Below are 12316 nucleotides of genomic sequence, written 5' to 3' on the forward strand. Positions count from 1 at the left end.
CGGACAAAAATCTGGACTATGTCCATATACACGGCAAAGCGTTTATCCCACTTCTGGCAACAATCCTGCCGCAATCAAAAATTGCACACCAATCACACCAATGCCACAGATAAACACCAACACCAGTGCGGGACGTCCACCTTTCACCCGATAGCTTGCTTGTGGATTATGCTTCCTGCTCTGCCAGGTCAGCAGTGAAGGAATTATCAACGCCAATACTGCCAGCGCTACGCCAGCATACCCGAGCGCCATTACAAAACCACGTGGATAAAACAGCGCAAACGCCAGTGGCGGCAGAAAGGTAATCACACCGGTTTGCAGTCTTCCACCAACGGTGTTGGAACGCTGAAACAAATCCGCCAGATAATCAAATAAGCCTAACGCTACGCCCAGGAAAGATGTGGCGAGGGCTAAATCAGCGAATAAATGCACTGCCAACTCGACATGCGGCGAGGCCACCACTTCGCGTAATGCCTGTAACAGCCCATTTAATCCAGCATGATTCGCCAGCAGTCCCATAAAGGTTGTTGAATCAATGCTGCCCAGTGTCGCCAGTTGCCAGAAAATATATGCCACCAGAGGGATCGCGCTACCGGTAATAAACACCCAGCGCAATTTACGAATGTTGCCATCCATATAGCTGACGATGCTCGGTACGCTACCGTGAAAACCAAACGAGGTAAAAATCACCGGAATTGCAGACAATGCCAGACCCTGTTGCAGTGGCAGCGTTAGCAGATTGATTTTATGAATATGTGGTAGCAGCAATACCAGCATTAGCACCAGGAAAATAATCTTGGCGCTGAACAAAAAACGGTTAAACAAATCGACCAGCGACGTCCCAACACAAACCACACCACCGGCAACAAAAGTAAACAACAGCACACCAGCGGTTGTGGTCATTGAAATGCCTGTCCAGTCGCTGATGCTGGAGGCAAGCAATTCGCCGGCACCGCTGATATATGCTGCGGTCAGGGCATACATTAAAAACATCATACTGAAGCCGGTCAGCCACTGACCGTAGCGGCCCAGATAGCGTTTTGCCAGCGTGCCTAAGCCGGTATCTGCAGGGACATGCTGATACACCTCCAGCAGTAACAGCGCGGTGTAACACATCAAGGCCCACAGGCCAATTAACAATGTCAGAGTGACGGTAAAACCGACGCCAGCCGCTGCCAGCGGCATTGCCAGCATACCTGCGCCAATTGTGGTTCCCGCCACGATAAAAACACTTCCCAGAGTTCTGTTTTTCACGCTTTCTTCTGTCCTGACGATCTTTATGAGTGATATCTGCGGCGCAGGTTAAGGCATTATCCAAACTTCGTCAAATCGACGTTACATGTAGTGTAAACAAAAATGTACGATAAATGCATTCAGAACTGAGCTGGCGCAAAGCCATAAGGCGCGGTGATCGTTACGCTATGCTTTTTTTGAGGAGGAACGATGGAATCGATTCACGGTCATGAAGTGTTAAATATGATGATTGAATCAGGTGAGCAATATACGCACGCCAGCCTGGAAGCGGCGATCAAAGCGCGTTTTGGTGATCAGACACGTTTTCATACTTGCTCGGCTGAAGGGATGACTGCGGGAGAGTTGGTGGCTTTTCTGGCGGCAAAAGGCAAATTTATTCCCTGCGAAGAGGGGTTCTCAACCGATAAAAGTAAGATTTGTCGTCACTGATCTGAAACGGCGGCAGAAAATCTGCCGCCAGAGAAGATTAGTTTTGTGCGTCGAGCGTAGAGAGTTCTTTATCGATGAAATAAAGTCCTTCGCCGCTTTTCCCCGCCAGGCTCAATTTATCAATAATAGATTTGAACAATTTCTCTTCTTCGTGTTGTTCAGATACATACCATTGCAGGAAATTGAACGTTGGGTAGTCCTGATTAGTCATGGCAGCGTGAGCGAGCTCGTTAATTTTTTGCGTAATTAATTGTTCGTGTTTATAGGTTTCCTGGAATAATTCATCAAGTGAAGAATATTCAGCAAACGGTGATTCAACGGTATTAATTCGCGGTAAATTTCCGGTATCGGTCAGGTAATCAAACAGACGCTGCATATGCGTCATCTCTTCCTGGGCGTGGCGACGCAGAAACGCGGCAGCACCTTCGAAGGTGTGATAGCTGCACCATGCGCTCATTTGCTGATAAAGCAGTGAAGAGTAGAGTTCCAGGTTCATCTGCTCATTAAGTTTTTCAATCATTTCTGGTTTCAGCATGATAGTGCTCCACAAAGGTTATATTTGTTGCTGTGGCGCCACTATAATTTGTTATTTTATTATTTGCAAAAGGTAAAATATTAAATTCAATTATTAAAAATGCGAATGTGAATAAAACGCATTAACGCTATTTGTGATGTTAATTAACCAGCGAAGCTTCCCTCGCTGATTAAAATCTTTATTGATAAGCCGAGGGTGTTAAGTATCGGCACTGATACGACAGCGTAAATTGCGTATTCAGACATAATGATCCCGCAAACAAACTACAGTTACTTACAGGTTGCCCAAACGCAAAGGCGCGGGTAAATCCAACCTGCTGACATGCGCGGTTCGCGATTCCCTGATCGAGATAGTTGTCAGTGCGGGCGTGTTGTAAAAAAGCCTGATTGTAAACGAGGCGGACAATGCCACTCGTGGCGTCAACATCGCTCAGGTGAGCCTGACGAGTTACGGTACAGCCCGCTACTGTTAAAAGTGAAAAAACAATTATCAGATGTTTCATGTCACAGCCTGAAGAGGGAGAAGAAACAGGTATTGTACTTGTGGACACAGCCAGGTTATGGACAGAAAAGACGACGGATTAGCGCTATTCCTTGCTTTCTTCAGAATGTACACGCTTTGTGGTTATCATTTACGTAACATTAAAGAGGTATTTATGTGATTTGTATCACATAAAGATTGATTTTTGTGATGGATGTCATATTATAAGCAGCAAGAACAATAACATTTGCATAACAAATAATCGGAGTGGCGCGATGAAACTGCGTAAGATCCTGAAAAGCATGTTCAATAATTATTGCAAGACGTTCAAAGACGTACCGCCTGGCAATATGTTCAGATAACAAAAAAACCTGCTCCGGCAGGTTTTTTTGTACCCTGATGCGGGCTGATGTGACTATCGTTGAGGAAGGGAAGCCGCTACTATAACGGCTTTCAAAATGCTATCAGGAGTTTAGGATGTCCCAGCCGCTGAATGCCGATCAGGAACTGGTTTCTGATGTTGTTGCTTGCCAGTTGGTGATCAAACAAATTCTCGACGTGCTCGATGTGATCGCGCCTGTTGAGGTACGTGAAAAAATGTCCAGCCAGCTGAAGAATATTGATTTTACTCACCATCCGGCTGCTGCTGACCCAGTCACTATGCGCGCTATTCAAAAAGCCATCGCGTTGATTGAGCTAAAGTTCACCCCACAAAACGAATCCCATTAAAAAAACCGCTGCCTCAGTAATGTGAGGCAGCGGTTTTCACCACTTTTTTGTATTCGGCGCATCTCTTTATGCGCCGATTTTATTAATGTATCTGATGCGACACGACATTCAGAACATGCTGGTCGGTCTGGACAGGGCACATACCGGCCAGTTTCGCACTGCGTACTTCATCAAGAATGGTTTGCAGTAAGAGGCCATCGTGCTGCTGTTCTTTTTCCAGATCGCGCAGAAAATCGACAGTAGAATCATCATTCAATTCTTTAGCTTCATTTGCTAATTGCGCCAGCGTGCTTGAACGCTGCTCATATTCTTCCAACGTTTTTTGGAAGAGTTCTTCCAGAGAGTTCAGTTTTTCTCCAGGTACATCAATGGCTTTAACGATGGGCGTCGCTCCGACACTTTTCATGAAGTTAAACATGCGCATCATTTGAGTCACGTTACTTTGTGCCTGGGAGCGAAGAAAAGTCGCGGTGCCATTCAGACTTTGTTCAGAACACCAGTTGCTCAGGTGAAGGTAGAGATTGGATGCATAAAACTCGCGGTTCATTTGGGTGTTGAGTTTGAGAAGCATTCCAGTGGTTGCCATACCTAATATCCTTATATCCAGAAGACGAGAGGTGCAAGATAAATCAAAACACCGTAATTACTGTTTGCAGAATAATTCCTTTCTGCGGGTCCGAAATGTGATCCTGGAGTCAATTCTGACGATGATCTGAAATAAGCATAACGTCTGAAGCATTATAAGAAAATCCTTAAATCACCAAGTTTATATTTTTTTACATTTCATTGATTAGGGTTATTGATTTGCAATAACTCTCAATGTTGTGATTTCTCGTATCTCATTGATATTAAATTGTTTTATCAATATCATGATGCCGTTCTTATATTTTCAGGTATTTTTTCAGTTTTGGGATGATGCTCGCATTATGGATTTATCCATTAATTAATGAAGCTGGTGATAATTTACAGCGAAAGGAATTTTGTCTGGAGTTTTGATACTTCTTCCCTGATTTACCATTCACCTGTAATGCGCAGTATCTTGCCCGAGCAAATTAGATTAAAAAGAAGACACGCCAGAGCTATCAAATGATGCCACAAGGATTTCCAGGCTAATCTTATGGACTAATCTGCTAAGTCATTTCTCATTTGTCATACAATTGACGTCTTCCGTATGTCTTTTATTGCTAAATTCATGCACGTTCTCACTGTAATTCTGCGGTGTGATATTGCTCTCCTATGGAGAATTAATTTCTCGCTAAAACTATGCCAACACAGTCACTTATCTTTTCGCCAAAGGTAATGCTTTGTTTTCCGATTGAATTAACAAAAGTTCTTAGGTTTTGCCCTACACAAAATGATGCTAAAGCTGGAGATAACCATGCACAAATTTACTAAAGCTCTTGCAGCCATCGGTCTGGCTGCCGTTATGTCACAATCCGCTATGGCGGAAAATCTGAAACTCGGTTTTCTGGTGAAGCAACCAGAAGAACCGTGGTTTCAGACTGAATGGAAGTTTGCCGATAAAGCCGGGAAAGATTTAGGCTTTGAAGTTATTAAGATAGCCGTACCTGATGGCGAAAAAACACTGAACGCTATTGATAGCCTGGCAGCCAGTGGCGCGAAAGGTTTTGTTATCTGTACTCCGGACCCGAAATTGGGTGCAGCCATCGTGGCGAAAGCGCGTGGCTACGATATGAAAGTTATTGCCGTGGATGATCAGTTTGTTAATGCCAAAGGTAAGCCGGTTGATACCGTTCCATTGGTGATGATGGCGGCGACGAAAATTGGCGAACGTCAGGGCCAGGAACTGTATAAAGAGATGCAGAAACGTGGCTGGGATGTGAAAGAAAGCGCCGTAATGGCGATTACTGCCAACGAACTGGATACCGCCCGCCGTCGTACTACCGGTTCTATGGACGCGCTGAAAGCCGCCGGATTCCCGGAAAAACAAATCTATCAGGTTCCTACCAAATCTAACGATATTCCGGGGGCGTTTGACGCCGCCAACTCAATGTTGGTTCAGCATCCTGAAGTTAAACACTGGTTGATCGTCGGTATGAACGACAGCACCGTGCTGGGTGGCGTACGCGCGACGGAAGGTCAGGGCTTTAAAGCAGCTGATATTATCGGTATCGGTATTAACGGTGTGGATGCGGTGAGTGAACTGTCAAAGGCACAGGCTACGGGTTTCTATGGTTCACTGCTGCCAAGTCCGGACGTTCATGGCTATAAATCCAGCGAAATGCTTTACAACTGGGTAGCAAAAGACGTTGAACCGCCAAAATTCACTGAAGTTACCGACGTGGTGCTGATCACGCGTGACAACTTTAAAGAAGAACTGGAGAAAAAAGGTTTAGGCGGTAAGTAATCTGCCGGAAAAATTCCCCTCTGCGTTATGCAGAGGGGGTGTAAAACGACCAGTGATTCACGGAGACGTTATGCAACAGTCTACCCCGTATCTCTCATTTCGCGGCATTGGTAAAACCTTTCCAGGCGTCAAGGCGCTTACGGATATCAGTTTTGACTGTTATGCCGGTCAGGTTCATGCATTGATGGGTGAAAATGGCGCCGGAAAATCAACACTTTTAAAAATCCTTAGTGGAAACTATGCGCCAACCACGGGTTCTGTAGTGATTAATGGGCAGGAAATGTCCTTTTCCGATACCACCGCAGCACTGAATGCGGGTGTCGCGATTATTTACCAGGAACTGCATCTCGTGCCGGAAATGACCGTCGCGGAAAACATCTATCTCGGCCAGCTTCCTCATAAAGGCGGCATCGTGAACCGTTCACTGCTGAATTATGAAGCTGGGATACAGCTCAAACATCTGGGTATGGATATTGACCCGGATACGCCGCTGAAATATCTCTCCATTGGGCAATGGCAGATGGTTGAAATTGCCAAAGCTCTGGCACGTAACGCCAAAATTATCGCTTTTGATGAACCAACCAGCTCCTTATCCGCGCGTGAAATAGACAATCTGTTTCGCGTCATTCGTGAACTGCGAAAAGAGGGGCGGGTGATCTTATACGTTTCTCACCGTATGGAAGAAATTTTTGCGCTCAGCGATGCCATCACTGTTTTTAAAGATGGTCGTTACGTCAAAACCTTTACCGACATGCAGCAGGTAGATCATGACTCGCTGGTACAGGCAATGGTTGGTCGCGACATCGGCGATATCTACGGCTGGCAACCGCGCAGCTACGGCGAGGAGCGCTTGCGTCTGGATGCGGTAAAGGCACCTGGCGTGCGTACGCCAATAAGCCTGGCTGTTCGCAGTGGCGAAATCGTCGGTCTGTTTGGTCTGGTGGGGGCAGGGCGCAGCGAATTAATGAAAGGCATGTTTGGCGGTACACAAATTACCGCTGGTCAGGTTTATATCGACCAACAGCCGATCGATATCCGTAAACCGGGCCACGCCATTGCCGCTGGCATGATGCTCTGCCCGGAAGATCGCAAAGCGGAGGGCATTATTCCAGTGCATTCGGTGCGCGACAATATCAACATCAGCGCTCGTCGCAAACATGTGCACGGCGGGTGCGTGATCAACAACGGCTGGGAAGCCAATAATGCCGATCACCATATTCGTTCTCTCAACATCAAAACGCCAGGTGCAGAGCAATTGATCATGAATCTTTCCGGCGGTAATCAGCAAAAAGCCATTTTGGGGCGCTGGTTATCCGAAGAGATGAAAGTCATTTTGCTTGATGAACCTACGCGCGGCATCGATGTGGGGGCTAAACATGAAATTTATAACGTGATTTATGCGCTGGCCGCGCAGGGCGTGGCGGTACTGTTTGCCTCCAGTGACCTGCCCGAAGTTCTTGGTGTCGCCGACCGCATCGTGGTTATGCGGGAAGGTGAAATCGCCGGTGAATTGCTACACGAGCAGGCAGATGAGCGTCAGGCACTAAGCCTTGCTATGCCTAAAGTCAGCCAGGCAGTTGCCTGAGTAAGGAGAATAAGATGTCTTCTGTTTCTACATCGGGTTCTGGCGCACCTAAGTCGTCATTCAGCCTCGGGCGTATCTGGGATCAGTACGGTATGCTGGTGGTGTTCGCAGTGCTTTTTATCGCCTGTGCCATCTTCGTGCCGAACTTTGCCACCTTTATTAATATGAAAGGGCTGGGACTGGCAATCTCCATGTCGGGGATGGTGGCTTGCGGTATGTTGTTTTGCCTGGCCTCAGGTGACTTTGACCTTTCTGTTGCCTCGGTGATTGCCTGCGCAGGCGTAACCACTGCGGTGGTTATTAACCTGACCGAAAGTTTGTGGATTGGCGTGGCGGCAGGTCTACTGCTGGGCGTTCTGTGCGGCCTGGTGAATGGCTTTGTTATCGCTAAATTGAAAATCAACGCCCTGATTACCACGCTGGCGACGATGCAGATTGTCCGTGGTCTGGCGTATATTATCTCTGACGGTAAAGCGGTGGGCATCGAAGATGAAAGCTTCTTTGCACTCGGTTATGCCAACTGGTTCGGCCTGCCTGCGCCAATCTGGCTCACTGTGGCTTGCCTGGTCGTCTTTGGTTTGCTGCTGAACAAAACCACTTTTGGTCGTAATACATTGGCAATTGGCGGTAACGAAGAGGCGGCACGTCTCGCGGGTGTACCGGTGGTCCGTACCAAAATTATTATCTTCGTTCTCTCTGGTCTGGTATCGGCGATTGCCGGGATCATTCTGGCTTCTCGTATGACCAGCGGCCAGCCAATGACGTCTATTGGTTATGAGCTGATTGTTATCTCTGCCTGCGTTTTAGGTGGCGTTTCTCTGAAAGGCGGCATCGGAAAAATCTCATATGTAGTGGCGGGTATCTTAATTTTAGGCACCGTGGAAAACGCCATGAACCTGCTTAATATTTCTCCGTTTGCACAGTATGTTGTCCGTGGCTTAATCCTGCTGGCTGCGGTGATCTTCGACCGTTATAAGCAAAAAGACGAAACGCACTGTTTAATGCTTTATCCGACCATTATTTAGTTCAAAAATCCTCCACAGCCAACCGCCACAACGGTTGGCTGTTCTTTTTGCCAATGGCGAGCCTCGTCACACTGTCTATACTTACATGTCTGTAAAGCGCGTTCTGCGCGAACAATAAAAAGATAAGGAGGAGTACCGGGTGACAGAACCGTTAACCGAACCCCCTGAACTATCCGCGAATTATGCCTGGTTTTTTGATCTCGATGGAACGCTGGCGGAAATCAAACCGCATCCCGATCAGGTCGTCGTACCTGAAAATATTCTGCAAGGACTCCAGCTGCTGGCAACCGCAAGTGATGGTGCATTGGCATTGATATCAGGGCGCTCAATGGTAGAGCTTGACGCACTGGCGAAACCTTATCGCTTCCCGTTAGCGGGTGTGCATGGGGCGGAGCGCCGTGACATCAATGGTAAAACGCATATTGTTCATTTGCCGGAAGCGATTGCCCGCGATATTAGCGTTCAACTGCATACGGCTATCGCCAGGCTTCCCGGTGTAGAGGTTGAGGCTAAAGGGATGGCGTTTGCGCTGCATTATCGTCAGGCACCGCAGCATGAGGACGCCTTATTGACATTAGCGCAGCGCATTACCCAGATTTGGCCGCAAATGGCGTTACAACAGGGAAAGTGTGTCGTTGAGAATAAAACCGAGAGGTACCAGGCAAAGGGGACGCGATTGCCGCATTTATGCAGGAAGTTCCCTTTATTGGCCGCAAGCCTATTTTTTTAGGCGATGACTTAACCGATGAGTCTGGTTTCTCGGTCGTTAACAGGCTGGGCGGAATGTCAGTGAAAATTGGCACAGGCGCAACTCAGGCATCATGGCGGCTGGCGGGCGTGCCGGATGTCTGGCGCTGGCTTGAAATGATAACCAACGCATTACAACAACTAAAAAGAGACAATAACAGGAGTGATGACTATGAGCCGTTTAGTCGTAGTATCTAACCGGATTGCACCACCAGACGAGCACGCCGCCAGTGCCGGTGGCCTTGCTGTCGGTATACTGGGGGCGCTGAAAGCCGCAGGTGGACTGTGGTTTGGCTGGAGTGGCGAAACAGGGAATGAAGATCAGCCGCTAAAAAAGGTGAAAAAAGGAAATATCACCTGGGCCTCTTTTAACCTCAGTGAAAAGGATCTCGACGAATACTACAACCAATTCTCCAATGCTGTTCTCTGGCCCGCATTTCATTATCGACTCGATCTGGTGCAATTTCAGCGTTCCGCCTGGGAAGGTTATTTACGCGTGAATGCATTGCTGGCAGATAAATTACTGCCGTTGCTGGAAGACGATGACATTATTTGGATCCACGATTATCACCTGTTGCCATTTGCGCATGAACTCCGTAAACGTGGCGTGAATAATCGTATTGGTTTCTTCCTGCATATTCCTTTCCCGACGCCGGAAATTTTCAACGCGCTGCCGACTTATAACACGTTGCTTGAACAGCTTTGTGATTATGATTTGCTGGGGTTTCAGACAGAAAACGATCGCCTGGCGTTTCTGGATTGCCTTTCCAATCTGACGCGCGTCACGACGCGAAGTTCGCGCAATCATATGGCCTGGGGCAAGGCATTTCGCACCGAAGTTTACCCTATTGGTATTGAACCGGATGAAATAGCCAAACAGGCTGCCGGACCGCTGCCGGCCAAACTGGCGCAATTAAAAGCGGAGCTGAAAAGCGTACAAAATATCTTTTCTGTCGAACGACTGGATTATTCCAAAGGTCTGCCTGAGCGTTTTCTTGCCTATGAAGCCTTGCTGGAAAAATATCCGCAGCATCATGGCAAAATACGTTATACCCAGATAGCGCCAACCTCGCGTGGTGATGTGCAGGCGTATCAGGATATTCGTCATCAGCTGGAAAATGAAGCCGGGAGAATTAACGGAAAATATGGGCAATTAGGCTGGACACCGCTTTATTATCTGAACCAGCATTTCGACCGTAAATTACTGATGAAAATCTTCCGCTATTCCGATGTCGGATTAGTGACGCCGCTGCGTGACGGGATGAATCTGGTGGCGAAAGAATATGTCGCCGCCCAGGATCCTGCCAATCCCGGTGTACTGGTACTTTCACAATTTGCGGGGGCGGCGAATGAACTGACGTCAGCGTTAATCGTTAACCCTTACGATCGTGATGAAGTCGCGGCGGCGTTGAATCGGGCATTGACTATGTCGCTGGCAGAACGTATTTCCCGTCATGCAGAAATGTTGGAAATTATCGTGAAAAACGATATTAACCACTGGCAGGAGTGCTTTATTAGCGACCTAAAGCTGATAGTTCCGCGCAGCGCGGAAAGCCAGCAGCGCGATAAAGTTGCGACCTTTCCAAAGCTGGCGTAATTGCGCTTAATCTCCCTTAAGCGGAACCAACAGCACATCAACCTCACTTGAAGCAATCACACTTTTCGCAGAGCAGGATGCTCGCGAAAAGAAACTGTGATTATGATTACCGCAAATCACCAAATCGAATTTATGTTTACGGCATACCGCCAGAATATGTTCGCTCAACTCTCCGTAAGCTATAAACTTTTCTTCAACGGGATATCCAGCATCCTGAATTAATTTGTCCAGAAAGTTTTGTGTTTCTTCATGCATCACACTGCGTAAATCCTCAAGCATCGGCGCGGCTAATTGATTGTACATTTCTGGATCGGACGCGAGGGTGATTAAACTGATACGCCCATTAACGGGACGGGCGATAGATACCGCTTTTGCTAACAGTTGCTGGCTTTCCGGTGAGACAGCAACGGCAACAAGAATATTGGCGTAACTCATAACCTGCTCCTTATTCTATGAACTTCAGGTGAGATCACAGCTTTACCCTGAATGAGGTACAGATGCAATAACAACCTGGTCAAAAAAGCAAATATTAGCATGGTCATTAATAAATATATTTAATCAATTGCGTAGTGTTACTGTGTAGTCATGCGGGGGATGATGAGGAAGTGGATAAATTGATTTCTCTCATTAAACAAATGGTTAATATTAACAAAACATCTTGTTAACATTGGTGTTAATGGCTGCCTTAATTTTTCTTAAATGGAATCTTATTATTTAATTGACTGTTTTTTTAATGATTTACAGAGAGCATAGATATTTATCCCATATCCAGGATATGGTTATTCACGGTGATTTATATTAACAGTGCGCAACATCTCAATTTTATCCCTTCTCATCATTTTTGCTGACAGATAAGCTGAAAAACTTTTTAACAGAATGAAATATACGCAAAACAAAAGTATGACTTATACATTAATGTTAAGTAATTGAGTGTTTTGTGTGATCTGTGTCACACATTGTCGAAAATCGCAGCTCCGCTCCGTTGTATGTATGAGTGGTGACGAGTACAGTTGCGTCGAATTAGGAAAAATCTTAGATAAGTGTAAAAAGCATCACTCTGTGTAAGACGTGTTTCACCTCTTATGATGTCTGTGTGTTTTTTCGTTGATCGCTACTATTCCATTTTTATTTACTTTTTACCGGGATTTCCCGGCGACATCACGGGGTGCGGTGATACCGCATAAAAAATAAAGTTAGTTCTTCTGGGTGGGAATAATGCATACCTCCGAGTTGCTGAAACATATTTATGACATCAATTTGTCATATTTACTTCTTGCACAGCGTCTGATCGTTCAGGACAAAGCGTCCGCCATGTTTCGTCTCGGTATTAATGAAGAAATGGCAACAACGCTGGCGACGCTGACTCTTCCACAAATGGTTAAACTTGCCGAAACCAATCAACTGATTTGTCAATTCCGCTTTGACAGCCACCAGACTGTTAACCAACTGACGCAGGATTCCCGTGTTGACGATCTCCAGCAAATTCATACCGGTATTATGCTCTCCACGCGTTTGTTGAATGATGTTAATCAGCCCGAAGAAGTACAACGTAAGAAAAGGGCCTGAT

At 46.5% G+C, this 12316-nt stretch carries 13 protein-coding genes and 1 pseudogene; 9 read left to right on the plus strand and 5 right to left on the minus strand.

Features of this window, described 5'->3' with window-relative positions; genetic code table 11:
* Positions 1-42: 42 nt before the first annotated feature.
* Positions 43-1254: a tyrosine transporter TyrP gene (gene tyrP, locus CRI63_RS19870; protein ID WP_130208549.1), complete on the minus strand. Its 1212-nt coding sequence runs from the start codon at positions 1252-1254 to the stop codon at positions 43-45.
* A gap of 189 nt (positions 1255-1443) precedes the next feature.
* On the opposite strand from tyrP, the gene CRI63_RS19875 reads away from it, so the two are divergent.
* The gene (locus tag CRI63_RS19875) at positions 1444-1683 is read left to right on the plus strand and encodes a YecH family metal-binding protein (protein WP_064529312.1); all 240 of its coding nucleotides are present in this window, start codon (positions 1444-1446) and stop codon (positions 1681-1683) included.
* A gap of 37 nt (positions 1684-1720) precedes the next feature.
* Here the strand turns inward: CRI63_RS19875 and ftnA are convergent, their stop codons facing one another.
* Positions 1721-2218 carry a non-heme ferritin gene (ftnA, locus tag CRI63_RS19880; protein WP_000917207.1) on the minus strand — a complete coding sequence of 166 codons (498 nt, stop codon included), beginning with the start codon at positions 2216-2218 and terminating at the stop codon, positions 1721-1723.
* Between the two features lie 178 nt (positions 2219-2396).
* Positions 2397-2720, minus strand: coding sequence for a YecR family lipoprotein (gene yecR, locus CRI63_RS19885; RefSeq protein ID WP_130208545.1), 324 nt, complete (start codon positions 2718-2720; stop codon positions 2397-2399).
* Between the two features lie 253 nt (positions 2721-2973).
* Here yecR and azuC point away from each other — a divergent pair, with 253 nt between their 5' ends.
* The gene (azuC, locus tag CRI63_RS19890) at positions 2974-3060 is read left to right on the plus strand and encodes a stress response protein AzuC (protein WP_010723106.1); all 87 of its coding nucleotides are present in this window, start codon (positions 2974-2976) and stop codon (positions 3058-3060) included.
* Between the two features lie 115 nt (positions 3061-3175).
* Entirely contained in the window at positions 3176-3427 is a 252-nt protein-coding gene (gene yecJ, locus CRI63_RS19895) for a DUF2766 family protein YecJ (protein ID WP_064529310.1), read from the plus strand.
* A gap of 82 nt (positions 3428-3509) precedes the next feature.
* Here yecJ and CRI63_RS19900 read toward each other — a convergent pair whose 3' ends face one another.
* Entirely contained in the window at positions 3510-4013 is a 504-nt protein-coding gene (locus CRI63_RS19900) for a non-heme ferritin-like protein (protein WP_130208543.1), read from the minus strand.
* 792 nt (positions 4014-4805) lie between these two features.
* Between CRI63_RS19900 and araF the strand changes: the two genes are divergently transcribed.
* The 5 genes and pseudogenes from araF (at position 4806) to otsA (ending at position 10749) form a co-directional block, all read left to right on the plus strand.
* Positions 4806-5795, plus strand: a complete 990-nt coding sequence (gene araF / locus CRI63_RS19905) for an arabinose ABC transporter substrate-binding protein AraF (RefSeq protein WP_130208541.1) — start codon at positions 4806-4808, stop codon at positions 5793-5795.
* A 70-nt stretch (positions 5796-5865) separates the two neighbouring features.
* Positions 5866-7380 (plus strand): arabinose ABC transporter ATP-binding protein AraG, encoded by a 1515-nt coding sequence (gene araG / locus CRI63_RS19910; RefSeq protein ID WP_130218664.1) that lies wholly within the window; start codon positions 5866-5868, stop codon positions 7378-7380.
* 14 nt (positions 7381-7394) lie between these two features.
* On the plus strand, positions 7395-8405 hold the full coding sequence (gene araH, locus CRI63_RS19915; RefSeq protein ID WP_135520547.1) for an arabinose ABC transporter permease AraH: 1011 nt from the start codon (positions 7395-7397) through the stop codon (positions 8403-8405).
* A gap of 139 nt (positions 8406-8544) precedes the next feature.
* A pseudogene (otsB, locus tag CRI63_RS19920) lies at positions 8545-9350 on the plus strand (trehalose-phosphatase).
* Positions 9325-10749, plus strand: coding sequence for an alpha,alpha-trehalose-phosphate synthase (gene otsA / locus CRI63_RS19925; protein WP_135520549.1), 1425 nt, complete (start codon positions 9325-9327; stop codon positions 10747-10749). Before otsB ends, otsA begins: the two are co-directional and overlap by 26 nt.
* A 6-nt stretch (positions 10750-10755) precedes the next feature.
* On the opposite strand, the gene uspC is transcribed toward otsA, so the two are convergent.
* Positions 10756-11184 carry a universal stress protein UspC gene (uspC, locus tag CRI63_RS19930; protein WP_130208531.1) on the minus strand — a complete coding sequence of 143 codons (429 nt, stop codon included), beginning with the start codon at positions 11182-11184 and terminating at the stop codon, positions 10756-10758.
* Positions 11185-11964: 780 nt separating this feature from the next.
* Here uspC and flhD point away from each other — a divergent pair.
* On the plus strand, positions 11965-12315 hold the full coding sequence (gene flhD, locus CRI63_RS19935) for a flagellar transcriptional regulator FlhD (RefSeq protein ID WP_130218670.1): 351 nt from the start codon (positions 11965-11967) through the stop codon (positions 12313-12315).
* The last annotated feature ends 1 nt before the right edge of the window (position 12316 follow it).

The sequence above is a fragment of the Escherichia sp. E2661 genome, from assembly GCF_004745185.1.
Classification (GTDB): domain Bacteria; phylum Pseudomonadota; class Gammaproteobacteria; order Enterobacterales; family Enterobacteriaceae; genus Escherichia.

Excerpts from the sequence above, each read along its gene's own strand:
- CRI63_RS19875 (WP_064529312.1), top strand. The coding sequence starts at position 1,444 with ATGGAATCGATTCACGGTCATGAAGTGTTAAATATGATGATTGAATCA.
- ftnA (WP_000917207.1), bottom strand. The coding sequence starts at position 2,218 with ATGCTGAAACCAGAAATGATTGAAAAACTTAATGAGCAGATGAACCTG.
- yecR (WP_130208545.1), bottom strand. The coding sequence starts at position 2,720 with ATGAAACATCTGATAATTGTTTTTTCACTTTTAACAGTAGCGGGCTGT.
- azuC (WP_010723106.1), top strand. The coding sequence starts at position 2,974 with ATGAAACTGCGTAAGATCCTGAAAAGCATGTTCAATAATTATTGCAAG.
- yecJ (WP_064529310.1), top strand. The coding sequence starts at position 3,176 with ATGTCCCAGCCGCTGAATGCCGATCAGGAACTGGTTTCTGATGTTGTT.
- CRI63_RS19900 (WP_130208543.1), bottom strand. The coding sequence starts at position 4,013 with ATGGCAACCACTGGAATGCTTCTCAAACTCAACACCCAAATGAACCGC.
- araF (WP_130208541.1), top strand. The coding sequence starts at position 4,806 with ATGCACAAATTTACTAAAGCTCTTGCAGCCATCGGTCTGGCTGCCGTT.
- araG (WP_130218664.1), top strand. The coding sequence starts at position 5,866 with ATGCAACAGTCTACCCCGTATCTCTCATTTCGCGGCATTGGTAAAACC.
- araH (WP_135520547.1), top strand. The coding sequence starts at position 7,395 with ATGTCTTCTGTTTCTACATCGGGTTCTGGCGCACCTAAGTCGTCATTC.
- otsA (WP_135520549.1), top strand. The coding sequence starts at position 9,325 with ATGAGCCGTTTAGTCGTAGTATCTAACCGGATTGCACCACCAGACGAG.
- uspC (WP_130208531.1), bottom strand. The coding sequence starts at position 11,184 with ATGAGTTACGCCAATATTCTTGTTGCCGTTGCTGTCTCACCGGAAAGC.
- flhD (WP_130218670.1), top strand. The coding sequence starts at position 11,965 with ATGCATACCTCCGAGTTGCTGAAACATATTTATGACATCAATTTGTCA.